27 protein-coding genes, 1 rRNA gene and 1 pseudogene are annotated in these 22422 nt (G+C 42.0%); 12 read left to right on the top strand and 17 right to left on the bottom strand.

The genetic code is table 11. The annotated features are described in order from the left end of the window. A pseudogene (locus Q7J63_RS14740) lies at positions 1-218 on the bottom strand (VKOR family protein); the annotation flags it as partial. Between the two features lie 57 nt (positions 219-275). After that, complete coding sequence (locus Q7J63_RS14745; RefSeq protein ID WP_304887210.1) at positions 276-461, bottom strand: hypothetical protein; 186 nt, start codon at positions 459-461, stop codon at positions 276-278. Positions 462-840: 379 nt separating this feature from the next. Between Q7J63_RS14745 and Q7J63_RS14750 the strand changes: the two genes are divergently transcribed. The 3 genes from Q7J63_RS14750 (at position 841) to Q7J63_RS14760 (ending at position 1981) form a co-directional block, all read left to right on the top strand. Then, positions 841-1236 (top strand): arsenate reductase family protein, encoded by a 396-nt coding sequence (locus tag Q7J63_RS14750; RefSeq protein ID WP_019599874.1) that lies wholly within the window; start codon positions 841-843, stop codon positions 1234-1236. A gap of 257 nt (positions 1237-1493) precedes the next feature. After that, entirely contained in the window at positions 1494-1691 is a 198-nt protein-coding gene (locus Q7J63_RS14755; protein WP_019599875.1) for a hypothetical protein, read from the top strand. Beyond that, positions 1691-1981, top strand: a complete 291-nt coding sequence (locus Q7J63_RS14760) for a hypothetical protein (RefSeq protein ID WP_019599876.1) — start codon at positions 1691-1693, stop codon at positions 1979-1981. Before Q7J63_RS14755 ends, Q7J63_RS14760 begins: the two co-directional genes overlap by 1 nt. Here Q7J63_RS14760 and Q7J63_RS14765 read toward each other — a convergent pair. Then, complete coding sequence (locus Q7J63_RS14765; RefSeq protein ID WP_019599877.1) at positions 1978-2667, bottom strand: ABC transporter ATP-binding protein; 690 nt, start codon at positions 2665-2667, stop codon at positions 1978-1980. The genes Q7J63_RS14760 and Q7J63_RS14765 overlap by 4 nt on opposite strands. Continuing rightward, positions 2664-4154 carry a DUF5687 family protein gene (locus tag Q7J63_RS14770; RefSeq protein WP_304887213.1) on the bottom strand — a complete coding sequence of 497 codons (1491 nt, stop codon included), beginning with the start codon at positions 4152-4154 and terminating at the stop codon, positions 2664-2666. Before Q7J63_RS14770 ends, Q7J63_RS14765 begins: the two co-directional genes overlap by 4 nt. 93 nt (positions 4155-4247) lie before the next feature. Between Q7J63_RS14770 and Q7J63_RS14775 the strand changes: the two genes are divergently transcribed. From Q7J63_RS14775 to Q7J63_RS14790, 4 genes are all read left to right on the top strand, one after another. Beyond that, on the top strand, positions 4248-4979 hold the full coding sequence (locus Q7J63_RS14775) for a nitroreductase family protein (RefSeq protein ID WP_304887215.1): 732 nt from the start codon (positions 4248-4250) through the stop codon (positions 4977-4979). Between the two features lie 136 nt (positions 4980-5115). Further along, entirely contained in the window at positions 5116-5451 is a 336-nt protein-coding gene (locus Q7J63_RS14780) for a type II toxin-antitoxin system RelE/ParE family toxin (protein WP_019599880.1), read from the top strand. A gap of 4 nt (positions 5452-5455) precedes the next feature. After that, entirely contained in the window at positions 5456-5755 is a 300-nt protein-coding gene (locus Q7J63_RS14785) for a helix-turn-helix domain-containing protein (RefSeq protein ID WP_019599881.1), read from the top strand. A gap of 397 nt (positions 5756-6152) precedes the next feature. Next, a complete protein-coding gene (locus tag Q7J63_RS14790; protein ID WP_304887217.1) occupies positions 6153-6407 on the top strand; it encodes a hypothetical protein in 255 nt (84 codons plus the stop codon). Positions 6408-6730: 323 nt separating this feature from the next. Here Q7J63_RS14790 and Q7J63_RS14795 read toward each other — a convergent pair whose 3' ends face one another. From Q7J63_RS14795 to lpdA, 7 genes are all read right to left on the bottom strand, one after another. Beyond that, positions 6731-7993: a replication-associated recombination protein A gene (locus Q7J63_RS14795; RefSeq protein WP_304887218.1), complete on the bottom strand. Its 1263-nt coding sequence runs from the start codon at positions 7991-7993 to the stop codon at positions 6731-6733. A 130-nt stretch (positions 7994-8123) separates the two neighbouring features. Continuing rightward, positions 8124-9140 (bottom strand): low specificity L-threonine aldolase, encoded by a 1017-nt coding sequence (locus tag Q7J63_RS14800; RefSeq protein ID WP_019599885.1) that lies wholly within the window; start codon positions 9138-9140, stop codon positions 8124-8126. Then, positions 9137-10066, bottom strand: coding sequence for a glycerophosphodiester phosphodiesterase family protein (locus Q7J63_RS14805; protein WP_304887221.1), 930 nt, complete (start codon positions 10064-10066; stop codon positions 9137-9139). The genes Q7J63_RS14800 and Q7J63_RS14805 overlap by 4 nt, the downstream gene beginning before the upstream one ends. Next, complete coding sequence (locus Q7J63_RS14810; RefSeq protein ID WP_019599887.1) at positions 10056-10514, bottom strand: DUF2721 domain-containing protein; 459 nt, start codon at positions 10512-10514, stop codon at positions 10056-10058. Before Q7J63_RS14810 ends, Q7J63_RS14805 begins: the two co-directional genes overlap by 11 nt. Before the next feature lie 223 nt (positions 10515-10737). Continuing rightward, entirely contained in the window at positions 10738-11556 is an 819-nt protein-coding gene (locus Q7J63_RS14815; RefSeq protein WP_019599888.1) for an anti-sigma factor domain-containing protein, read from the bottom strand. After that, complete coding sequence (locus Q7J63_RS14820) at positions 11556-12089, bottom strand: RNA polymerase sigma factor (RefSeq protein WP_019599889.1); 534 nt, start codon at positions 12087-12089, stop codon at positions 11556-11558. The genes Q7J63_RS14815 and Q7J63_RS14820 overlap by 1 nt, the downstream gene beginning before the upstream one ends. A gap of 94 nt (positions 12090-12183) precedes the next feature. Next, complete coding sequence (lpdA, locus tag Q7J63_RS14825; protein ID WP_304887224.1) at positions 12184-13584, bottom strand: dihydrolipoyl dehydrogenase; 1401 nt, start codon at positions 13582-13584, stop codon at positions 12184-12186. A gap of 362 nt (positions 13585-13946) precedes the next feature. On the opposite strand from lpdA, the gene fabG reads away from it, so the two are divergent. The 5 genes from fabG (at position 13947) to Q7J63_RS14850 (ending at position 17720) form a co-directional block, all read left to right on the top strand. Continuing rightward, complete coding sequence (gene fabG, locus Q7J63_RS14830; RefSeq protein WP_019599892.1) at positions 13947-14693, top strand: 3-oxoacyl-[acyl-carrier-protein] reductase; 747 nt, start codon at positions 13947-13949, stop codon at positions 14691-14693. 206 nt (positions 14694-14899) lie between these two features. Then, positions 14900-15748: an SPFH domain-containing protein gene (locus Q7J63_RS14835; protein WP_019599893.1), complete on the top strand. Its 849-nt coding sequence runs from the start codon at positions 14900-14902 to the stop codon at positions 15746-15748. 3 nt (positions 15749-15751) lie between these two features. Then, positions 15752-16243 carry a hypothetical protein gene (locus tag Q7J63_RS14840; RefSeq protein ID WP_304887227.1) on the top strand — a complete coding sequence of 164 codons (492 nt, stop codon included), beginning with the start codon at positions 15752-15754 and terminating at the stop codon, positions 16241-16243. Beyond that, a complete protein-coding gene (locus Q7J63_RS14845; RefSeq protein WP_304887229.1) occupies positions 16233-16406 on the top strand; it encodes an Arc family DNA binding domain-containing protein in 174 nt (57 codons plus the stop codon). The genes Q7J63_RS14840 and Q7J63_RS14845 overlap by 11 nt, the downstream gene beginning before the upstream one ends. A gap of 549 nt (positions 16407-16955) precedes the next feature. Then, the gene (locus tag Q7J63_RS14850) at positions 16956-17720 is read left to right on the top strand and encodes a class I SAM-dependent methyltransferase (protein ID WP_304887231.1); all 765 of its coding nucleotides are present in this window, start codon (positions 16956-16958) and stop codon (positions 17718-17720) included. A 1-nt stretch (position 17721) separates the two neighbouring features. Here the strand turns inward: Q7J63_RS14850 and Q7J63_RS14855 are convergent, their stop codons facing one another. The 6 genes from Q7J63_RS14855 to rrf all read right to left on the bottom strand — a co-directional run bounded on the left by Q7J63_RS14855 (position 17722) and on the right by rrf (position 22413). Beyond that, positions 17722-18684, bottom strand: coding sequence for a glycosyltransferase family 2 protein (locus Q7J63_RS14855; RefSeq protein WP_304887233.1), 963 nt, complete (start codon positions 18682-18684; stop codon positions 17722-17724). Continuing rightward, on the bottom strand, positions 18684-19646 hold the full coding sequence (locus Q7J63_RS14860) for a glycosyltransferase family 2 protein (RefSeq protein WP_304887235.1): 963 nt from the start codon (positions 19644-19646) through the stop codon (positions 18684-18686). Before Q7J63_RS14860 ends, Q7J63_RS14855 begins: the two co-directional genes overlap by 1 nt. A gap of 8 nt (positions 19647-19654) precedes the next feature. Next, on the bottom strand, positions 19655-20200 hold the full coding sequence (locus Q7J63_RS14865; protein WP_304887237.1) for a DUF4199 domain-containing protein: 546 nt from the start codon (positions 20198-20200) through the stop codon (positions 19655-19657). A gap of 6 nt (positions 20201-20206) precedes the next feature. Next, entirely contained in the window at positions 20207-20719 is a 513-nt protein-coding gene (locus Q7J63_RS14870) for a DUF4199 domain-containing protein (protein ID WP_304887239.1), read from the bottom strand. Then, positions 20712-21959 carry a dihydroorotase gene (locus Q7J63_RS14875; RefSeq protein ID WP_304887241.1) on the bottom strand — a complete coding sequence of 416 codons (1248 nt, stop codon included), beginning with the start codon at positions 21957-21959 and terminating at the stop codon, positions 20712-20714. The genes Q7J63_RS14870 and Q7J63_RS14875 overlap by 8 nt, the downstream gene beginning before the upstream one ends. Before the next feature lie 342 nt (positions 21960-22301). Then, positions 22302-22413, bottom strand: a 5S ribosomal RNA gene (gene rrf, locus Q7J63_RS14880). Between the last annotated feature and the right edge of the window lie 9 nt (positions 22414-22422).

The following is a 22422-nucleotide window of genomic DNA, read 5'->3' on the forward strand; positions in this document are numbered from 1 at the left end:
GGCAACTCATGGCCATTGATGAATATGGTGGGCGTATAGGTAATATTTTCTAATTCGCTCCAAGAAAGCATGGACTGAATATTGGCTTCCTGTGCTTTCAGTTCCCCATTCATAGGATACTTTGAAGCAAAGGCAGCATAATCCTTCTTTTCGGCGAGATACCAATCGTCCAGAGCCTTCTTGGTTTCTTCAGGATTCCCTTTGGCCGCTATGGCCATAATATGCCTGACTGTTTTCAGATGGAGCGCATCCCCTCCACCCGGTACAAATATGATCTAAAGGTCAATTTCCGAAAGTTTCAGCCCAAGGCTATCTATCTTATATTGTTTCAAGATGTCCGAAAGAGAAAGCATACTTTGCGGTTCAGGATGGGATTCAACTTTTTCCTTCAAAAAACCTTTCGTAAAAGGAACATCCATCAAGTGCAGGATTTTCTTTACTATCAAATAATGATTCTCCATAAAAAACATTGGTTAAAAAAGCCTATTCATCTGAAACAAACTCTCTAAAAACATTACTTACGTTGTTAAACCTAAAAATTATTTTTATTAAATCCTAAAATAGTTTGTGCGCCAACCTCCAGTTTTACAGACAATTGCATTATTCAAAGAGGAGAAACAGAATAATATTTTTAAAACCTTCGTTTACCCCCCCCTGTTTCAACTAAATCAACAAGTAAAAGTAGAATTCACCAAATCAATGCCTTTTTTTGATGATGTTGAAAAATATTTGAGTCCAATTTTTGTTTTTCGGCTAAAACAAAAAAGCCGACTGGAATAATTTATGGGCAAAATTGGGTATATTTTACTTGATTTTCTACACCTCTAAACCTCTCCGACCATGTTTGAACTTGGGAAAAATGAAATCAAATTTCTTTACAACAGTACAAAATTAGAGGATCGAGAAGCTTATGCCTATGTTTTGACCTTGCATAAACATATTGTCAATGAGCTCGATATTGCTAAAAACGAAATGACCCCCACACAGTTCTCAGAATTGGCGAGAAGGTTAGACGTTAGCATAATCGATTTATTCGACAAGAAATCCGAGTATTTCAAAGACAACATTGAAGGAAAGGATATAGCAGAAACAGATCTTCTTACAATTCTGGTCAAAGAAAAATCCGCCTTAAGAACACCTATCCTGATTACTGAAGATGGGGCCAAAGTAATTGCATATCCCAGGGATACCATTAAAATGGACATGGATTTTAATGGGACTAATGGGGAAATATGAATTTCTGCAGGCTGGGACCTAACATATCAAAAGAAATAACCCATTAAGATCAAGTAGCTTTCTCCCGAAGAATGCCCAGTTTTTGATCTCCAATTAGGCAGCGTCACAGTTTTTTTAAATGGTTTTCTACAACTGAGTCCAAATCTCAGCGCCATTTATATTTTTCAAATCCCAAATCCCGGTTAACATCCAAGATAAAAAAACAAAGAGGCATTGATCCTGTTACTTAATTATCATTAACAATAAAAAACTTAATTATGGCAGAATCAAACGGAAACATTCAGTCTTGGCCAGATTTGGCCATTGGTCTTTACGAACAACTCACAGGTAAAGGAGCGGTGATCTCCTATGAATTTGAAAATTTTGTGATCGGAGTTCCCCGAGAAGTAGGGTCAGATGACGTCACCAATTGGAGAATTAGCGGAAAATTGAAAATTTCAACAACCGAAAAATAATGAAACAAATACAGCTGATTTCTGATCTGCATATTGAAGGAGACAACTTCAAAATCGATGTTTTTAGCAACGAGGAAGAAATTTCAGTGGCTATTCAAGGTGCATCTGTACCCAAAATTGGATTCCCCTTAAAGAAATCATTCTCTATTTTACGAAAACTACCCTTCAACACAGCTCAAAAAGTTTCAGTATTGTACAATCAAAAAGAGATCTACCATTCCGGTAAATCTCTTTTTTTAAGATATGATTTAATTTTTTTTCTGAAAACAATTCTGAAAAACCTGATTTAGGTCCCAAAATAAGTATTCAATTCCTCCACCATCAACTCCTTTTCTTGGAGGTCTTTGATTACTTTTCCCTTTTCCAAAAGCACAATCCTGTCGCAGATTTCTGTAACATGGACAAGATCATGGCTTGAAATCAAAAATGTGGTATTTGGACTTTCCTGCACCACCAGTTTTTTTAAGCGGTTTTGGGAACTGGGATCAAGGTTTTCAAAGGGCTCATCCAGCATCACCACATCGGGATTGCCCATCATGGCGGCGACTATCCCGACTTTTTTCAGATTTCCTTTTGACAAATCCCGGATGTATTTTTTCTTGCCCAGAATCTCCCCATTGAAAAATTCTGTGAATTTGTCCAAATGCAGCATGAGATCCTCCTTGGAAAGACCGTAAATTTTTCGCAGAGTTTCGAAATATTCATCCGGGGTCAAGTAGGAAAGCAACATGTGCTCATCCAGAAAAGCGCCGACTTTGGATTTCCAGGCCTCTCCCTTGCTCACATCTTCTCCATCCACCATCACAGCCCCGGCACTGGCCCTGACCAAATCCAGCATGATCCTGAAAAGGGTCGTCTTTCCCGCACCATTGTTGCCTACCAGCCCAAAGCACTGGTTCTTGGAGATGTCAAGCGATTCCACATCCAACACGATGGCTTCCTTGTATTGTTTTTTGAGTCCTTGTATGCTGATCATAATTCCTGTCTAAAAGATGCTGAGATTTCGTGTCTGTTGTCAATGACTTTATCAATGGAAAATTTGGCCAATTTTGGGAAGGCCAATATCCCGATTCCTCCAATCACCCCCAATGCCAAGAGCCCAGCATATTGGTTGACCAATAAGGCAAATGGCAAATAAACGACATAGGGCGCGCCCATCATGGGAATGATCATCAGAAATTGGGCAATTCCGACGCCCTCATAATTGAACATCGCGCCTTTGTTCAAGTCCATCGGTTTTGGTTTCCAAAGGGAAAGATAGATCACCAAATGGATAATGACGCCCATATTGAAAATAAAGGTGGCCAAGTGTATCAATAAAATATCCCATCCAAAATAGGCATAGGGAACGGAAAGCAGGAAGCAAAGAAAGGAAATAGCCATAAACAACAGGTATTTTCCCTTCACCAAGGAGGCAAGGCCATCCCTTTTTGCCAAGAAAAAATCGAAATTGGAGGAATTCCAGCTGAGAAACAGTTGGCCATATTGCAGCATGAAAATCCCGGTGATAAATGAACCCACAAAAACAAACATGTGGTTGAATCCCCCACCTTCGGTTTTATACATGGGATTCGTATAAAATATCAATCCATACAGCAGGAAAAAAGAAGCCAACATGAGGTAGGTTCTGCTTTTTTTGTGTCTGATAATCAATTTCCATTCAAGGTCGGCCAATTCGCCCGCCAAGCCAAAGCGGGAGAAAATTCCAAGCGATTGATTGACAAAACGTACATTTTCTTCCGAGGTCAAATCCTCGATATAGGCATTGTTCCGATAATATGTAAAGGCCAGGCCATAACATGTAAAAAAAAGGACCAAGAGCCCAATGACTGGAATCGGGCTTGTGAGGGAAGCATCGAAAAGCGGTTTCATCAAATCGCCAAGGTTGAACCAACCATAGTAATTGGAGCCTAGCCCGAGCAACATCACCAAAAAGACCACTCCGATACCGATCAGGCTGTCCTCAAAACGCTGCTTGAACCACAGCATCAGCCAATGCAATGACCAACTGCTCAAGAGCAGGGAACCCAGCCACATCAAACCTGCCGCATTCCCAAATCGGAAGGCAACTTCCTGATAGGAAAAAGGCCCAAATACCAGCAAAGCCACAAGTGTGAGTGGAGAAATAAAGGACCTGATCAAGAGAAAATGAATGATACTGCTTTTTTTGATCGGAAGGTGAAGGAAACTCTCCAGATCAATGACAGGTAATTTTTGGACAAAATACCGGTACATAAATTCAATAAGAAAAAAGTAAATCAAGCTGCCGCTCACCACTTCATAGGCATCGGGCATCCCCATGTACTTGACGATGATGTCCTTGAGGACCAAACCCAAAAGAAAAAGGTAGCCAAGAAGTAAAACGGCAAGGAATGCTAAAAAAACCCCCACCATCACGCTTTTTGCAAAAGAAGTGGAGCGGATACTTTTCAGCAGCTCCAGCCGGATAAACTCAACAACCATAAGACCTAGATTTGGCAAAAACTTTATAAATTAGGCCTTAAATAAACCAATATTGTTTTGAATAATAAAACCAGTTTCGGAAAAAATCCCCAAATGAAAGAAAATAAATATTCCCTGGATTTTTTTGATGTCGTCGAAAACAGGAGATCTGTGAGGATTTTCGATCAAACCGAACCTTTTGACCATGGGGTCGTCAGGAAATGCTTGGAGACGGCTACCTTGGCCCCTAACAGCAGCAACCTGCAATTGTGGGAGTTTTATCAGGTCCCCGAAACTTCCCCACTCAAGGACCGCTTAGCCAAACTTTGTATGGGGCAAAAGGCGGCAACTACATCCCGAAATTTGGTGGTGGTCGTGGCCCGTCGGGACAAATGGAAAAGCCGCATTGCTGCAAATTACAACCATATCAAGTCTGTTTATGAAGACGCGCCCTCCAAAAAACAAAAACAAGCCTTGTCCTATTATGGAAAACTCATCCCAAAACTTTATGCAACATATCCATTGTGGTCGATCGGAAAGCAGGTCTTCGCTTGGTTTGTAGGTCTAAAGAAACCCATGGTGCGGGAAGTGTCAGAGACAGACGTGCGGATATCTGTCCACAAAAGTGTGGCTTTGGCAGCGATGACTTTTATGTATGCCATGACCGCGGAAGGTTATGACACCTGCCCCATGGAAGGCTTGGACTCCAAAAGAGTCAAGAAATTGCTCGATCTACCCGATGCAGCCGAGATTTCCATGATTATTGGTTGTGGAAAAAGATTGCCTGAAGGTGTGTATGGGGAAAGATTTAGGGTTCCGAATAAAGACGTGATTTTTGAGAGGTGAAAAACTTGATTCTTTCTCAATTCAACCCGAATTCTAAGACAGCGGATAAGTAACGTAAAGCAGCTAACTTGTTAGAGTGCATTAAAAGAACGTCTCACTTTTGGAAAATGTTATCTTTTGAGATAACTTTGTAAATATGGTAAGAAAGATAATTTTTTATGAAAACCACTTTATAGAGTTTTACCAAAGCCAGAATGAAAAGGTCAAGAGTAAGATTCAGTATGTTTTTGAACTGATCAAGCAAGTGGAAAGGGTACCCGGGAAGTTTCTCAAGCATCTTGAAGGAACTGAAGGGTTATTTGAAGTGAGGGTGGAATACCAATCAAATATTTACAGAATATTCTGCTGTTTTGATGAAGGAAAGTTGGTAGTCCTTTTCAACGGATTTCAAAAGAAGACTCAAAAGACCCCGAAGAAGGAAATAGAGAAAGCAGAAAGATTAATGAAGGAATATTTTCAAACAAAGAAATAAGATTATGAAAGATTATAGCAAAGTCAAAACATTCGATGAACTGATTGAACTGGAACACGGCAAAATTGGAGCTGAAAGCAGGAATAAGTATGAAGAGAATGCCCAGATGTTCATCATCAGCGAAATGCTAAAAGAAGCTAGGAAGGAAGCAAATCTTACCCAGGAGCAATTGGCGGAAAAGGCAGGAACAAAGAAAAGTTATATCTCCAAGCTAGAAAATGGGAAAGGAAATATCCAGTTATCGACATTGATCCGGATTTTTGAACAAGGATTGAATAAAAGAATTGGGTTAACATTCCTATAAGGACTCGAAAGGAATAACACACTCTAGTCGAGTAGGTAAAGGGGAATTCCACCCCTAAACCTCTCACAGAACCGTATCCCGATTCTCGGGACAGGCTGTGAACCTCTCGATGCATACGGCTCTTATTATGCTTCGGTTTTAGTCCATTAGACTAGCTTGTAGCCCAACTCCCAATGATAGAACAGGTTTGGAAATGAAACCGTTACTTGCCTGAGCCACTTAACCCAGATTGCAGCTTTTTGGGGTCAAATTAAAAATTTCAATTAATTTTCTGTTAAAACCCCTTTGATTACCTGTATCCCCCTATGGGGGAATTTATAGCATTCAGCCATTAGGTCTTGGTTTGTAGTACACAGAGGGTATTGCTTTTTGGCTGTTAAGGACAGAACTTTACCCAATGTATTTCAAATTCTCCTTACGCAAACATCCACAGTCGGAAAAACTGAGCGGTTATTACCGTCTGGTGGAAAGTTACCGTAATGCGGGAAACAGGGTATGCCACCGTACCATCCTGAATGTGGGGTTCATGGAGGATGTCACTTGCTTCGTTTCGGGGACAGCCTGTCCCGTCAAAACGGGATTACCCCTGCACGTAAGGGATGCCCAAAAATCGGCACAGGCATTTCACCCGTTGGAACGTTCATTTAAATGAACTATATCTATCATTCAAGGCACACACATCACCTTGGATACAGCGGGCGGTTTAGAGTAAATAGAAAGTTTACTCCCTTTAAGAAGATTGGAGTAGGTTGGAAGAGAGCGTCTCGGAATGCCCGCCGTCTCCAAGCTGAATCCCGATGTGGTTTAGATGGAAATATGCATTAAGTCTCCAACCGAGGTTGGAACTGCAATCAAATCAGTCTATTTGGAAAAGAGTGCATTTTACCGATAGGGTTGAAGTCGGAAAGAATAAACAACTTACTGATTTCAAGGCTATTTTAGCCTGTAATGGAAATGTTAAGGCATAACGCGGCTTCAATACCCATATTTTCCCTGCCACTTATCCTTCAGGTATTTTCGGAGTTCATTTTCCCGGGCATTGTTTCCGGGCTCGTAGAGTTTTGTGTTCTTGATTTCATCAGGCAAAAATTCCTGAGCGACGAAATTACCGGGATAATCATGGGCATATTTATAGGCCTTTCCATAATTCAGATCCTTCATCAGCTTGGTTGGAGCATTGCGCAGCGCTAGTGGGACGGATAAGTCTCCTTTTTCCCTCACCAAGGCTTGGGCTTTGTTGATTGCCATATAGGCGGCGTTGCTTTTGGCGGAGGAAGCCAAATAGGTCACACATTGGGAAAGGATAATCCGGGATTCGGGATAACCGATGATTTTCACCGCCTCAAAACAGTTGGTGGCGAGCAGCAAGGCATTCGGATTGGCATTCCCGATATCTTCAGACGCAAGGATCACCAATCTCCTGGCGATAAATTTCACATCTTCCCCTCCTTCTATCATTCTGGCCAGCCAGTAAACAGCCGCATTGGGATCGGAACCCCGAATGGATTTGATAAAAGCCGAGATAATATCATAATGCTGCTCACCGGATTTATCGTAAAGGGCAATTTTCTGTTGGGCGATTTCGGTGACTTTCTCATTCGTGATGACGCATGGATCCTCGTCAATCCCTTCGACCACGATTTCAAGCAGGTTGAGCAACTTCCTTCCATCTCCGCCTGAAATGCGCAACAGCGCCTCTGTCTCTTCCAATACCACGTCCCGTTTCTTCAGGAAAACATCCTTTTCCAAGGCTTGACGCAGCATGGCTTCCAATTCTGATTTGCCAAGTGAATTGAGCGTAAAAACCTGGCATCTGGAGAGCAATGCCGCATTGACCTCAAAAGAAGGGTTCTCTGTAGTCGCGCCTATCAACCGGATCACTCCTTTTTCCACCGCGCCCAGGAGTGCATCCTGTTGGGATTTGTTGAACCTGTGGATTTCATCGATAAAAAGCACTACTCCCATCTGAAACTTGGCTTTTTCGATCACCTCCCGGATATCTTTCACGCCTGCACTGACCGCACTGATGATATAAAAAGGCGCCTTGATCTCATTGGCAATGATGTTGGCAATTGTGGTCTTCCCAACTCCCGGAGGTCCCCAAAGAATCAATGAGGGCACATTTCCACTTTTGATGGCCCTAAAAAGAAATGAATTGGGACTGGAAAGATGCTCCTGACCGATCAAGTCTTCCAGTTTGGATGGACGCATCCTTTCGGCAAGTGGGGTTTGATTCATTTTGATATGGTTTTTGAAAAAAATAATGGATCCCGGAAAACCGGGACAATTCAGAACAGGTTTTCATTGGCGAAGGGTTCATTTCAAGGCAAAGAATAAACCCTTCCCATTTACTTCAATCCTTCTTTCTCTACTTGATCACCTTTAACCTTTTTTCAAATTCTGTCAATCCATTTTCTTCAAAATCCAGGTGGGTAACAAACCTGATCTGGTCTTTGCCGAATCGGACAGCTTTGATTCCAGAAGCATCCAGTTTCTGGAGCATATCTGCGGGCGATATCCCTTTGAGTCTTGCAATGACAATATTGGTCACCACTGGAAACACTTCCGCAACCAAGGGATGGTCTGTCAACATTTCCCCTATCTTTTTGGCCCTTGCGTGATCCTCCTTCAATCTTTCCACTTGGTGATCCAAAGCATATATACCCGCAGCAGCCAAAAATCCCGCCTGTCGCATGCCACCGCCAAAAGATTTCCTGACCTTTTTGGCCCTTTTGATGTCTTCTTTTGTCCCCAACAAAACCGATCCGACGGGACAACCCAGGCCTTTGCTCAGGCAAATCGAAATGGTATCAAACAAGGCTCCCCATTCCTTGGGACTTTCGCCTGTCACCGCCAAAGCATTGAATATCCGTGCACCATCCAAATGCAATTTCAAACCATTTTGATCACAAATGGCTTTAATGGGTTTGATCTCTTCCAAGGTATAAATGCTTCCTCCACCCTTGTTCATGGTGTTTTCTAGAGAAACCAAGGTGGTCTCAGGAGCGTGAACATCATCAGCGTTGATGGCGTCCACAATATCCCCAGGACTGATTTTTCCGTATTCTCCGTCCAGAAGCTTTACCGAAGCATGGGAATTGGACATGATGCCACCGCCTTCATACAGATAGATATGGGAATATTTATGACAGATGATTTCCGACTGAATGCGGGTGTGGAGCCTGATGGCAATCTGGTTGGTCATGGTACCGGAAGGACAAAACAATCCTGCCTCCATCCCAAAAAGATCAGCCAATTTTTGTTCCAAGGCATTCACCGTCGGGTCTTCTCCAAAAACATCGTCTCCCACTTTTGCGGTAAACATGGCCTCCAACATCTCTTGAGTGGGTTGGGTAAGCGTATCACTTCTTAGGTCTAGGATCATTTTTTGAAATACTTTGATTTTGAACTCGTTTCTGGGACTAATTCCTGGATGGCTTTGGCTGCTTCCAATGGCCTGTCAGTGGCCAAAATATCGGCGCCGTTTTGGACAAAACCAACATACAGTTGATCCCCTCTGGATGCTGCACTTTTGTCAAGGTTACCCAAAACCCCCAAAATGGTGAAAATCCCTTTGTCATGAAGCAATTGATTGAAAGCTTTAGGCCTTTCCGAGGTCCCGGTAAAAGCGATGGCATTCTTCAATGGGATCCCGGAGTCCTCAAATCTTTCGAGTTCCTCTTCATTTCTTATCGTAACGGACAGCATCAGGTCGGGATTGAGCTGGTACACTTTTTTGGCATCCTCAATGGAATAGGTGATCACGGCAGCATAAGGTTCTGACTGTTGTTTCTCAATTTCTTCCACCACCATTTCAAATGGCACTTCCCGCTTCACGTCAACAGTCAAAAGCGCCTTACCCTTTGACCATCGGAGGGCTTCTGCCAAAGTGGGAATCCTAAAAGAGGTGGTGGTTCCCTGATTGTCCACCAGAAACAACTCCTTTAATTCCGCATAAGTGTGGTCAATTACTTTCCCAGAGCCGGTGGTAGTCCTTTCCAAGGTGTTGTCATGCATCAGGACCAAGACTGAATCCTTGGAAATGGCCACGTCAAACTCAATGACAGCGGGGGTCTGCTTACTTACATTTTCAAATGCCTCTATCGAATTTTCAGGAAATCCTGGATATGGACCACCGCGATGTGCGCTGACCATGGGGATTCTATCTTCTGTCCAGGAGTAAAAATCCTGTGCTGCTTGGACATCACTTATTTCAATTGTTGGGCTGGATAGTTGGGTGACGGATTGACAGCCAAGGAACAGAAGGGCGAAAGAAAATAGCAATCCGTTTTTTGTGAAATTAAGATTCATTGTGTTTTTGATCTTTTTTGAAAATGAAATCAAGGCTACTTGCCCTTTTTTTGAAAATCTCCTCCATGTCGGCAAGCTCGAGGTTTAGCGCCTTTGTGGAAATCTGAATTTCCACGAAGGAAATACCCAATGAAATGAGAAGTGAAAGCATACTTCCGATAAAAACATAATTGGCAGCCACAGTAAAGCCTTTAAATATCAAATACATGCAAATGACACAGAGCAAAAAGCTCAAAACCCCACACAGCTGCATATTTTTGATCATGTTCAGCCTCTGCTTTAGATTATGGATTTGTTCCACGATGATGGCTTTTTCAGGATTTTCTAGGAATTTTTTATGCAAGCCACGGATGAGATTGGCGATTGCTAAAAACCTGTTGGTAAACGCCAGCATCATCAATGTGATGGCGGAAAACAACAGGGCGGGTGTGGAGAGTTCGAGTTCCATTGACTTGGAGATTTGAAAGGCCCAATTTGAGAATAAAAAAGAGGATATTAAAATCTATGTCTCAGATCCTCATGATTTCCTTTCAGAATAATTCTCAAAAATTGACCATCCCCTTTTGTTCAAATAAGAATTGGCCATTCGTTTCCCCCGACTTTGTAAGCTTCACAAAAAAAGCCCGACGTTTCCGCCGGGCTTGATCATTAAAAACTTGGGATGAATGGTTCTAAACCACCTCTCTCAAAACCACCAGCTTTTCCAAAGTCGGGCTTTCACTGCCTCCCTTGGGTTCAATCGTAATGGCGAAAGCTCCCGCAGCTGCAACTGTTTTCATCTGTTGAAGGCTGAATTTTTGATCCGCATTCACCAACCCAATCCCCACTGGACCTTGATCTCCAATCGCCCAAAGTTGGTAATCATATTGTTCTTCCAAACCGGAAAGATTGTTGACAGATACGTAAACAGATGCAGCGGTTTTGTCCCACCAAACATCCACTACCGCATCTTTCTGCATTTCGAAGCCTTCTCCTGTCATTTGGATTCTTTCAAAGTTTCCTGACAAAAGGGTTTCCAATTGTGCATCGGTTTGCTCATAATTCACTTTGTATTGATTCAGATCCTGTGCCAACACTGATTTTTCCTGAACCATGGCCGTAAGCTTTTCATCCACGTCATAATACTGCGTTGCAAAATAGACAGCAAAAACAGATGCGATCACGGCCACCAAAGAGGCGGCTGCGGCATACGTTTTCCATGGCTGAAGCGGTATAATTTTTGCTGTTTGCTCGATTTTCGAACCCAGGTGACCTTGAGGCTTGCGCTCATTGTCCAAGGTGTCAAAAATCCTTTGTTTGACATCCATGGAAGGTGTTGCTCCACTATTGTCATCAAAAGCAAACATTGCTTCTTCAATTAAATCCAGCTCCCTTCTGATTTCAGGATGCTGCTCGGATAGCTTGATTACCTCCTCACGCTCCCTTTCACTCAACTCTCCCAATAAGAAGAGTTCGAGTTTTCCCGACGATATGAATGCTTGAATATCCACTAAATTTTATCTAAGTTCTTTTTCAAAATATTTATCGCTGCACGGATCCGTGACTTTACTGTACCCAAAGGGATATCAAACTCTTCCGAGACTTCGGTATGTGTGTATCCCTTAAAATAGATGCAGTCCATCACAAATTTTTGATCGTCCTTCAGGTTGTTGAGCAGTTCTTTTACTCCTATCCCATCCACCAATTCTGAAGTCCCCGATTCACTTTCAAGTCCATATACGTAGTCGTCTATCGTATTGGTCTTATTGCTTTTGGAAAATTCCTTGGACCTGGTTTTGTCTATTGCTGAATTGCGACAAATGTTTGCCATCCAGGTATATAGCCTTCCCTTCGATTCATCATAGCCCTCAATTTTCCGGGTAATTTTCACAAAGGCATCATGAAAGACTTCTTCCGCAATATCCTTGTCAATAATTATCCTGGAAATGACGGCGAATAGGGCGCGGGAGTACTTGTCATACAAGTACTCGATCGTTTTTCGATCTTGGACCCTAAGTCCGGCAATCAATTGTTCTTCTTCCAAAAGTCCGCGATTTGTTGGTTTAATCTCTATAAATAGAAAGCACAAGACCAATGTTTGATCTTGTGCCTATAATATTAAAACATCTTATGGTAAATTACAAATGGATGACTTCACCATAAGCCACAGCTGCAGCTTCCATGATCGCTTCCGACATGGTTGGATGTGGGTGGACAGTTTTGATCAATTCATGACCTGTTATTTCCAATTTTCGGATGGCTACGATTTCCGCAATCATTTCGGTCACGTTGGCTCCCAACATGTGAGCTCCGAGTAATTCCCCATATTTCGCATCAAACACCAATTTCACGAAACCATCTTTGGCTCCGGCAGCTGATGCCTTCCCTGAAGCAGAGAAAGGGAATTTCCCCACTTTGACTTCATAACCTGCTTCTTTTGCTTTGGCCTCTGTGTATCCAACGGAAGCAATCTCCGGCGAACAATAGGTACAACCTGGAATATTGTTGTAATCCAAAGGCTCAGGAGTATGTCCAGCAATTTTTTCTACACAAATAATCCCCTCAGCGGAGGCTACGTGGGCCAAAGCGGGTCCACTGACCACATCACCGATGGCATAATAGCCTGGCATATTGGTTTTGTAGAATTCATCCACCTTGATCTTGCCCTTGTCTACCAAAATCCCAACATCCTCCAAACCAATGTTTTCAAGGTTGGAGATCACGCCTACAGCGGAGAGCACAACATCGCATTCAATGGTAGCTTCTTCACCCTTTTTGTTTTTGTAGGTCACTTTACATCCCGCTCCTTTGGTGTCTACGGAAGTCACCTCAGTACTGGTCAATATCGTCATTCCTGCTTTTTTGTAGATCTTCTCAAGGGCTTTGGAGACCTCTTCATCCTCATTAGGGACGATTCTGTCCATAAATTCCACAATGGTAATCTCCGTTCCGATAGCGGCGTAGAAATAGGCAAATTCTACTCCTATCGCACCTGAACCAACCACGACCATTTTCTTGGGTTGTTTTTCCAAGGTCATCGCTTTTCGGTAGCCGATGATTTTCTCGTCATCTATTTTGATGGCGGGAAGCTCTCTGGCTCTACCGCCAGTTGCAACGATAATGTTGTCTGCGGAGTAGATGGTCTTGTTGCCGTCCTTGTCCACCACCTCAACCTTTTTGCCGGGAAGAATTTTGCCCCAACCCAACAGCTGTTCGATTTTATTTTTTTTCAATAAGAACTGCACACCTTTACTCATGCCGGCGGCAACATCCCTACTTCTTTTGACCATCCCGGAAAAATCCGCTTTGGCATCTTTTACCGTGATTCCATAATCAGCAGCATGATTGATATATTCAAAAACCTGAGCACTCTTTAACAAGGCTTTGGTTGGGATACAACCCCAGTTTAGACAAATACCACCTACTTCAGCAGCTTCCACCACAGCGGCTTTCAAGCCCAATTGGGATGCACGGATAGCCGCGACATATCCACCTGGACCACTACCGAGTACAATTAGATCAAATTTAGTTGAAGACATATTCTTATTCTTAGATTTTATTTTCTCAATTAAACTATGCAAAAATAAGCTTTTTGGTCACAGAAAAAAATTTGACTCCGAAGTTCTACGCAATCCTTTCCATGCATTTTAAACCACACATCACCCAGTCTTTGGATTTTGGTCAATTGTCACTTGGATCAGGGGAATGGTTTGGGAAGGCCTTTACAGGACGCATCAGATATTTAGAGAATTCAATGACAACCAATCGGTTGAATTTTATTTGCCCGTAGTTTGAAAGCCCATTGAAATAAGTTGTTTTCTTGGCCAGATCTTCCAGAAGGTTTACTTTTTAATATTAATCCCTATTTTTGATTTTAATTTAAAACCAACCAAAAAACGATATGGGATTATTAAGCGGCAAAACCGCACTGATCACCGGGGCCTCCAAAGGCATCGGTAGAGCCATTGCCATCAGATATGCACAAGAAGGTGCCAATGTGGCCTTCACTTTTTTGTCCAGTGTGGAAAAAGGAGCTGCCTTGGAAAAGGAACTTGCCGAATTTGGGATCAAAGCAAAAGGTTTTCGATCAGACGCTTCTGACTTCAAGGCGGCGGAGGAACTGATCAGCAGTGTCGTAGCTGAGTTTGGCGCTTTGGATGTATTGGTCAACAATGCTGGCATTACCCGCGATAATCTTTTGATGAGAATGACGGAAGAGGCTTGGGATGAAGTGATCACCATCAACCTCAAGTCTTGCTTCAACACCGTCAAAGCGGCCTCCAAAACCATGATGAAGGCAAGAAAAGGCTCTATCATCAACATCACCTCAGTGGTTGGAATCAAAGGAAATGCGGGGCAGGCAAATTATGCCGCCTCCAAAGCGGGAATCATTGGTTTTACCAAATCGATTGCGCTTGAGTTGGGATCCAGAAACATTCGTTCCAATGCAGTGGCTCCGGGATTTATAGAAACAGAAATGACGGCTGTACTGGATGAAAAAACAGTGCAAAGCTGGAGAGATGGCATTCCCTTGAAAAGAGGAGGCCAACCGGAAGAAGTGGCGAATGCCTGCGTATTCTTAGGATCCGATATGAGTTCTTATATCTCCGGACAGGTGCTCCAGGTGGATGGCGGAATGCTGACTTAAAAGCCCCAAGTACTAAGTCTATTGTACAAAGATTGCCCTGCTGAGAGATTCTTGGTGGGGCTATTTTTTGATTTTGGTCAAATCAGCACTCCAAAAAGACAATTATTGGAAGTGCTGCCCAAACAGTTCAAAAAAAACACTCCCAGGACATCCTTTTCAAAATTATTTCGTACATTGATATGATATCATTATAACATCATATCAATATGGAAAAAATCGTAAAACCTTTCTCGGGCTATTTCATGGTTTTGGTGGCGATAGCCCTGATTCCGGCCACTGCATTTTCATTTATCAACGAGATTCACATTCTGGGACTTGTTCTTGGTTTGGGATTTATTCTGATTCTTCCTGGATTTTTCACGCTTCAGCCTAACAAGGCAATGGTGCTTATTTTATTCGGGGCTTACAAAGGCACCGTAAAAGCAAATGGTTTCTTTTGGGTGAACCCCTTTATGACCAAAAACAAAATCTCCCTTCGGGTAAGAAATTTTGAAAACAAGCCATTAAAAGTTAATGACAAAATCGGTAATCCTGTTATGGTAGGAACCATTGTCGTGTGGCAAGTAGAAGATACTTTCAAAGCTACTTTTGAAGTAGAGGATTATGAAAACTTCATTCACTTACAGTCTGATGCCGCGGTGCGAAAAATGGCAGGAAAATATCCTTATGATGATTTTGAAGCGGAAAATGCAGAAGTCACTTTACGCTCTGGGGTGGAAGATGTCAACCATTCCTTAGAAGCTGAGATTTCAGAGCGTTTGCATCACGCCGGGATCAAAGTCATTGAGGCAAGGATATCACATTTGGCTTATTCCCAGGAAATTGCCTCTGCCATGCTCCAACGTCAGCAGGCAACGGCCATCGTTGCCGCAAGAAGAAAGATCGTGGATGGCGCTGTTGGAATGGTGGAAATGGCATTGGAAGACCTGAAGACCAAAGAAATCATTGAATTCGATGATGAAAAAAAGGCGGCCATGGTCAGCAATTTGATGGTGGTTTTGTGTTCCGATAGAGCGGCAACCCCAGTTTTGAATGTAGGCACTTTGAACCAATAGCCGATGGTGGTCAATGATTCGCAAAGTTTTCGGGGGAGTTTTCTGATGTACGGAATGATCATGTTGGAAACACCAACTTTGATATTGATAATCGTGCTTTGGCAAACCGGAAACTTGGAGAAAGATGGTCCCATGACTGTGGGTATTGTTGCAGGACTAATGCTTTTGACATTTATTCTACTTATGAGTATAAAACTTGACTTGAGAATGGATGAAAAATCCTTAGCCTTTCGCTTTCCTCCTTTTGGCAACAAATGGAAGAAAATTATGAAAGAGGATGTTCAATCGATAAATGTTAAACAATTGGATGGGATATTTGAATATGGGGGTATTGGCTGGAGGCTTTCTAGGAAACAGACTGCTTATGTATTCCCTGCGGACTACGTGATCGAAGTCCAACTGAACAGGAAAAAATTGGTTTTCAGTACAAAAAAACCAAAGGAAGTGGAAGAAATGATTGCCAATTGGAAGGAGGGAAACCATCATGTCAGCTAAAAAACCTTTTGCCTTGCGAATAGACGAAAAGCTTATCAAGGCCGTAGAAAAATGGGCTGCGGACGAATTCCGAAGTACAAATGGCCAACTCGAGTGGATCATCCATGAAGCACTCAGGAAATCCGGCCGCTTGCCGAAACAAAAAGACCAAGACCCGAATTAGGGATTGGTCTTTTTGTTTCGGGGAAGAAATAGAATTCTTTACAGTTAAACCCGAAATATGGAATAGGTTTCCAAATGGGATTGATACTGAAATAAAATCAAAGTATTGGGAGAATAATTCCTGACACCAAAAGGGTGAAATCAAAAACAGTCAGCATCCAATTGATTGTCAGTAAATTATATTATTGATTTGAGTCCATAATGCATAAAACGGGTTAAAAAAAGAAACAAAATTGAACATCAGCAAATATTCTACAAAATCCAACCCGGATTGTCTCATACAAAAAATACCTTAGAACTGGATTTGGCCTTTTAATTATTGGCTCTTTCTCCATTAAACCCATTTTATGCATTACCAATTTAATTCTAGCCTAAAAATGCTTCATAATCAGCTGGTTGTTTCCTGTTTATGAATTCACCATAACGGAAATAGACCATATTCTCTCAATAGTCTGATTTTCTAAAAGTTATAACCTCACTAGGAAATCTAATACATATTTAGGGTTAAACCGTAGGGGATTTATTAATTTGCGGCCTGATTTGAAGAAACATGAAATCCATCATTAGCTTTGTTATCCGTTTTGTCCCAAGAAAATACCTACAACTTGTCTCTCATTTTTTCCTGAGGGTTTTGGCTGTTTTTTACAAAGGAAAAAATGTCACCTGCAATGTTTGTGCTCATTCCTTTCGAAAATTCCTTCCCTATGGTCGAAAAGCGAGGGAAAATGCGCTTTGCCCAAACTGTTTGGCCTTGGAAAGGCACCGATTGATGTGGCTTTTTTTGAAGGAAAAAACCAATTTTTTCACCGCTCCATTGAAAGTCCTTCATATTGCCCCTGAAATTTGCTTTATCGACCGAATGGAGAAATTGGACAATTTGGAATACATCACCGCAGATTTGGAATCTCCATTGGCAAAAGTCAAGATGGATGTCCATCAAATCCCCTTCGAGGCCAACAGCTTTGACGTGGTATTTTGCAACCATGTCATGGAGCATGTCACCGATGATCTTCAGGCCTGTCGGGAGATCAATCGCGTATTGAAACCCTCAGGCTGGGGAATTATACAATCTCCGGTGTACAACATGGAGAACACCTTAGAAGATGCAAGCATCACCGATCCAAGCGAGCGCGAAAGACTTTTCGGTCAGCGGGACCACGTCCGAAAGTATGGAAGGGATTACGCCCAAAGATTGAGTCAATCCGGTTTAAAAATGACCGAGGATCATTATGTGAAGGAAATTGATCCCGCTTTGGTCAATAAACACGCATTGCCGGAAAATGAGATTATTTTTTACTGTCAGAAGGGAAATTGAATCAACCTTTTACTGATTTTATCGCATATTCGAAAAGCAGCCCCGCACCGTAGGAACACAGTTGCCCGAAAGAGGTGAAAATAGATAGCCCTCCTACAATTAGGGACTTGTTAAGCACAGATGCATGGACGAGGATTGCGGCAAGCCATAAACCCAGCAGTCCTAAGCCAAGTTTATATTGTTGAATCCCCAAGACTGCGGCCAACAAAATCCCCAAACAAAACAGGAGAAAAAAGGCGGGTAGCAGATGGATAAATTTGACAGCTTCCGGATGATAGCGACTCACATTGATTCTATTTCTTCCGAATGAAAAACTCTGGGCAAAAAAACTACGCCAATTATTTTTCCTTTTGTGGTAGACAAAAGCGGCTTCTACAAGCTCCAGTTTGAATCCCAATTTTTTCAATCTTAGACTCAATTCGATGTCTTCGGCTTTATTGGGGTCAATAAAACCCTTGGAAACCTCAAAGGCTTTTCTGGAAAGCCCCATATTGTACCCTCTGGCTTGGTAGCTTCCGGGATTCTTCAATTTTCCCCGAATACCGCCAGTAGTCAAAAGCGAGGTCATGCTGTAGTTGATTGCTTTTTGGAATGGGGAAAAATCCACATCCGCACCATCGGGACCACCGTGAGCGTCTAGATTCCTGTCTGCTATTGCTGCATGCAGTGTTTTTAAGTATTGGGAAGGAATAATGCAATCCGAATCAAAAAGGACGAAGTATTGACCCTTGGCTTTTTCCATCCCATAATTTCGGGCAAATCCCTGACCGATATTCTCAATAAAATAATAGCTTATCGCAAGCGATGAGGTAAATTCTTTTACAATCTCTTCCGAAGAAATCTTGGACCCATCTTCTACGACAATCACCTCGAAGTCTCTGAATTCTTGTCCCTCAAGACTCGAAAGCAAATCCTTGATTTCCTGGCGACGGTTATAAACAGGGACAATTACAGAAAAATACATCAATCATTGAAATTCAGTTCCTGCTCTATATTGTAATCGGTTTTTCTTGAACTGTGCGATGTCATCATTTCCGCCAAAAACCCTGTCAAAAACAGTTGCATCCCTACAATCAAAGCGACAAGCGCAAGGAAGAACAGGGGTTGATCGGTAACTTCCCGCACCTGCAGCCCTTTATACAATCCGAATATTTTCTGGCCTATCAGCCAGCAAGTAATGAAAAAGCCCGCCAGAAATGATACGGATCCTAATGTGCCGAAAAAATGCATGGGTTTTTTCCGGTACCGATTGACAAAGGAAACCGAAATAAGATCCAGAAAACCATTTAGGAATCTTTCAATCCCAAACTTGGTCTCTCCGTATTTCCTTGCGCGGTGCTCTACTACCTTTTCACCGATTTTGGAAAACCCACTCCACTTGGCTATCAAGGGGATGTACCGGTGCATCTCTCCATAAATATGGATATTTTTGACCACCTTTTGATCGTAGGCCTTTAACCCACAATTAAAATCATTGAGATGGATACCCGAAATCATCCGGGTGATGAAATTAAAAAACCTTGAAGGAATTGTTTTGGTAATGGGATCAAACCTCTTTTTCTTCCAACCGGAGACAATATCATAGCCATCTTTAACAATCATATCATAAAGATCCGGTATCTCCTCGGGGCTATCCTGCAAGTCCGCATCCATCGTAATGACCACTTTCCCTTTGGCCTTACTGAATCCCATGTCCAAGGCAGCCGATTTGCCGTAGTTACGGGTGAAACTTATTCCTTTGACATTTGGATTGATTTGGCTCAATTTCGCTATCATCTGCCAAGAACCATCCGTACTTCCATCGTTGACAAAAATAATTTCATAGGAAAAGCCGTGTTCTTCCATCACACGGCTAATCCAGTTTGACAATTCAGGTAAGGATTCCTCTTCATTGAAGACTGGAATAATAACGGAAATTTGAAGCATTTTTGATGTTAAAAATCCAGGGATTTATCTCTTTTTTTCAAAATCGCCCCAAGGATCAATGCAAAAATAGCATATCCTATCAATAAAAACCCAAAACCTTTCAACTGACCAAAAGGAGTATAAGCATTTTGTAGATTTGTTCTCATTTCGTCTAATTGCTCAGAGGAAATGGAATCACCTGCACCAAACTTATCCAACATGGCCATTTGGGTTTCCATTTGAGCATCGACAAGCACATTGGGCAAGGCTGGGTCCACAACCGTAAACAATAGGATATTGGCAAGAACACCGATAATCCCTGCCACCACCAAGGTGATAAATGAAAAATTGAAGGCTGCACCAAAAGGCATATAACCCCCGATTGAATTTCTGTACTGAATCCCAAAATAAATGATTAAGCCAATAAAAAGGACAAAAATACCGATCCCTACATACCATGCCGCCAAAAGACTTGAGTCAACAAAGTAAATGACATAAGTCAATACCACTGAAATAAGCCCAAGGATCAACCCTGAATTCAGTCCAGCTTTAAAAGGAGTGTTCTCGTTTTCCATAAGTCGTTAAAATTTAGTTTTCCTTAAAATTATCGAAATTATTATTGTAAAAAACAAACCTGGGATAATTTTCCAAATAAAATCATTGAAGGCAATATCTGCAGGGCTCATTTCCAAAAGACTAGCATAGGTGATTTGGTAAGATTCTTCATTCAATTGACTGATGATCAACTCCCTGTTTTCTTCTATGACGGTAATTTTTGAGGATTTGATTTCTTCAAAAAGACCTGGATAAAGCAAGAGAATCAAGTAAATACCCAATCCCGATACAGTGGCAATAATGGAGTAAATAAGAAACCCAATGGACATTCCATGGGAAAAACTGAGCTCCCCCTGATTCATTTGGTCCCGGAAGAAGCGGATTCCCAGAAAAATGAAAATGGGAAGCAACACATACCCGAATACCATACTAAAGTTGGTGGGGTCAATTCCCATCCATTTGAACAGCAAAAATGCGAATATGCAGAAAGCTCCGCCTATTAAGCCAAAACGATAAGAAGACTGGAGGTATCTATTCATGAATTTTTACAAATTTTGCACCGTTTACCACATATTTTACTTTACCGGTGAGTTTTTGATCGAACCAAGGGGAGTTGCTTGAATTGGATTTATTGCTGGAAAGGTTATAAACCCAATCCAATCCGGGATCAAAAACAGTCAATGTATTGAATTTGGTTTCTTTCGATCTCAATACAAGTTCAGGACCGGAAGTGATTTTTTGGATCAAAAGGGGCCAAGTCAACTCCAGTGAAAGTTTCACCATCGCTGGCAAAAAGGTTTGAAGACCAATCATCCCAAAAGAGGCCAAGTCAAACTCCATATGTTTGGAATCCTTATCCTGTGGCTGATGATTGGAAACAATGGCGTCGATCGTCCCGTCTTTTAACCCTCCTATTAGGGCTTCCCTATCAGACTTACTTCTGAAAGGAGGCATTACCTTCAGGTTGGTGTCAAAATCGATCAAGTCTTCATCTGAAAACATTAATTGAAAAATCGAAATATCGGCAGTGACATTCAATCCATCTTTCTTTGCTTCGCGAATGATGTCGACGGCACCTTTGGTACTTATGGTTTGAAAATGCATTCTCCCACCGGTATACCTTAAGATTTCCACATTCCTTCTCACAGCCAATTCCTCAGACAAACTGGGGATCCCCTTTACACCGATGATTGTGGATGTAGTTCCCTCATGGACATGACCAAACAATGCGATCAAAGGATCATAAGATTGGTCAAACAAGGTTCCATCAAACTTCTGAAGGTATTGAAGAACCTTGAGCAAGCGATCCGGATTTGACAAGGGTTTTATCCCATCTCCAAAAATAGTGACCCCTTCATTGTGCAAATCGAGTATTTCGGTGAAATCTTCTCCTTCATTGTTTTTGGTGGCAGCACCTTGAATGAGAAAGTCTGAAAAAAGGTTTTGCGACCTGTTTTTCAAAAATTGGACTTCATTTTTGGATTGGATGGAAGGTTCTGTGTTCGGCATCAATACCCCTTTGCAAAATCCACTTTCTTGAAGTACTGCTCCAAGACTTTCAATGGACTCCTTGAATTCCAAGCCAGGTTCACCACACATACAGCGAAGGTCTATCCAACCTTTTGATGCCAATAGATCTGCACAATCAAACTCTTCGTCAAATTCCTTATCAATCTTTGGGTTCAAGACTTGAATTTGCTCCCCATTATACATATAGTCTTTTGGGGGATGAATTGTCTCTGCATCAATTAACCGGAGTGATTTGAATAAAATAGCCATAGCCGAAAATGTTTGTGCAAAACTGCAACAATAATCATAAAAAAGGAAATAATAAGACCACTCAGAATTTCAAAATAAGGATTTGAGAGAGATTGTTACTTTTCAAAACAATCTCAACAAAAATATTGAAGAAGTTTAAGGTTTTGAATTCTTATTGTTAAAGAATACCTAGACCTATTTTGTCCATTCAAATGTAGCATGTATCCATCAACCGGTAGAGACATGGGATTAAAAATATAGCACAGTCCCTTGGGTTTTGGGTAAATTCAATCGGTTGTCAATAATCCAAAAGCCTTAAAACGCAAAAAGCTCCCACCTGTTTAGGGTGGGAGCTGAATGACAATAAGGCGGCGGCCTACTCTCCCGGGAGTAACCCCAGTACCATCGGCGCTGCAGGGCTTAACTTCTCTGTTCGGGATGGGAAGAGGTGGGACCCCTGCGCCAGGCCGCCTATGCTTTGCTG

The sequence above is a fragment of the Rhodonellum sp. genome (assembly GCF_030656585.1).
In the GTDB taxonomy this organism is placed as follows: Bacteria; Bacteroidota; Bacteroidia; order Cytophagales; family Cyclobacteriaceae; genus Rhodonellum; species Rhodonellum psychrophilum.

What these genes read in the sequence shown, in the direction of transcription:
- lpdA (WP_304887224.1), bottom strand. Translation starts at nt 13,584, where the DNA reads ATGTCTTCAACTAAATTTGATCTAATTGTACTCGGTAGTGGTCCAGGT.
- Q7J63_RS14750 (WP_019599874.1), top strand. Translation starts at nt 841, where the DNA reads ATGTTTGAACTTGGGAAAAATGAAATCAAATTTCTTTACAACAGTACA.
- Q7J63_RS14770 (WP_304887213.1), bottom strand. Translation starts at nt 4,154, where the DNA reads ATGGTTGTTGAGTTTATCCGGCTGGAGCTGCTGAAAAGTATCCGCTCC.
- Q7J63_RS14835 (WP_019599893.1), top strand. Translation starts at nt 14,900, where the DNA reads ATGGAAAAAATCGTAAAACCTTTCTCGGGCTATTTCATGGTTTTGGTG.
- Q7J63_RS14875 (WP_304887241.1), bottom strand. Translation starts at nt 21,959, where the DNA reads ATGGCTATTTTATTCAAATCACTCCGGTTAATTGATGCAGAGACAATT.
- Q7J63_RS14785 (WP_019599881.1), top strand. Translation starts at nt 5,456, where the DNA reads ATGAAAGATTATAGCAAAGTCAAAACATTCGATGAACTGATTGAACTG.
- Q7J63_RS14745 (WP_304887210.1), bottom strand. Translation starts at nt 461, where the DNA reads ATGGAGAATCATTATTTGATAGTAAAGAAAATCCTGCACTTGATGGAT.
- Q7J63_RS14765 (WP_019599877.1), bottom strand. Translation starts at nt 2,667, where the DNA reads ATGATCAGCATACAAGGACTCAAAAAACAATACAAGGAAGCCATCGTG.
- Q7J63_RS14790 (WP_304887217.1), top strand. Translation starts at nt 6,153, where the DNA reads ATGTATTTCAAATTCTCCTTACGCAAACATCCACAGTCGGAAAAACTG.
- fabG (WP_019599892.1), top strand. Translation starts at nt 13,947, where the DNA reads ATGGGATTATTAAGCGGCAAAACCGCACTGATCACCGGGGCCTCCAAA.
- Q7J63_RS14845 (WP_304887229.1), top strand. Translation starts at nt 16,233, where the DNA reads ATGTCAGCTAAAAAACCTTTTGCCTTGCGAATAGACGAAAAGCTTATC.
- Q7J63_RS14840 (WP_304887227.1), top strand. Translation starts at nt 15,752, where the DNA reads ATGGTGGTCAATGATTCGCAAAGTTTTCGGGGGAGTTTTCTGATGTAC.
- Q7J63_RS14805 (WP_304887221.1), bottom strand. Translation starts at nt 10,066, where the DNA reads ATGAATCTTAATTTCACAAAAAACGGATTGCTATTTTCTTTCGCCCTT.
- Q7J63_RS14755 (WP_019599875.1), top strand. Translation starts at nt 1,494, where the DNA reads ATGGCAGAATCAAACGGAAACATTCAGTCTTGGCCAGATTTGGCCATT.
- Q7J63_RS14855 (WP_304887233.1), bottom strand. Translation starts at nt 18,684, where the DNA reads ATGTATTTTTCTGTAATTGTCCCTGTTTATAACCGTCGCCAGGAAATC.
- Q7J63_RS14780 (WP_019599880.1), top strand. Translation starts at nt 5,116, where the DNA reads ATGGTAAGAAAGATAATTTTTTATGAAAACCACTTTATAGAGTTTTAC.
- Q7J63_RS14760 (WP_019599876.1), top strand. Translation starts at nt 1,691, where the DNA reads ATGAAACAAATACAGCTGATTTCTGATCTGCATATTGAAGGAGACAAC.
- Q7J63_RS14860 (WP_304887235.1), bottom strand. Translation starts at nt 19,646, where the DNA reads ATGCTTCAAATTTCCGTTATTATTCCAGTCTTCAATGAAGAGGAATCC.
- Q7J63_RS14800 (WP_019599885.1), bottom strand. Translation starts at nt 9,140, where the DNA reads ATGATCCTAGACCTAAGAAGTGATACGCTTACCCAACCCACTCAAGAG.
- Q7J63_RS14795 (WP_304887218.1), bottom strand. Translation starts at nt 7,993, where the DNA reads ATGAATCAAACCCCACTTGCCGAAAGGATGCGTCCATCCAAACTGGAA.
- Q7J63_RS14870 (WP_304887239.1), bottom strand. Translation starts at nt 20,719, where the DNA reads ATGAATAGATACCTCCAGTCTTCTTATCGTTTTGGCTTAATAGGCGGA.
- Q7J63_RS14865 (WP_304887237.1), bottom strand. Translation starts at nt 20,200, where the DNA reads ATGGAAAACGAGAACACTCCTTTTAAAGCTGGACTGAATTCAGGGTTG.
- Q7J63_RS14810 (WP_019599887.1), bottom strand. Translation starts at nt 10,514, where the DNA reads ATGGAACTCGAACTCTCCACACCCGCCCTGTTGTTTTCCGCCATCACA.
- Q7J63_RS14850 (WP_304887231.1), top strand. Translation starts at nt 16,956, where the DNA reads ATGAAATCCATCATTAGCTTTGTTATCCGTTTTGTCCCAAGAAAATAC.
- Q7J63_RS14775 (WP_304887215.1), top strand. Translation starts at nt 4,248, where the DNA reads ATGAAAGAAAATAAATATTCCCTGGATTTTTTTGATGTCGTCGAAAAC.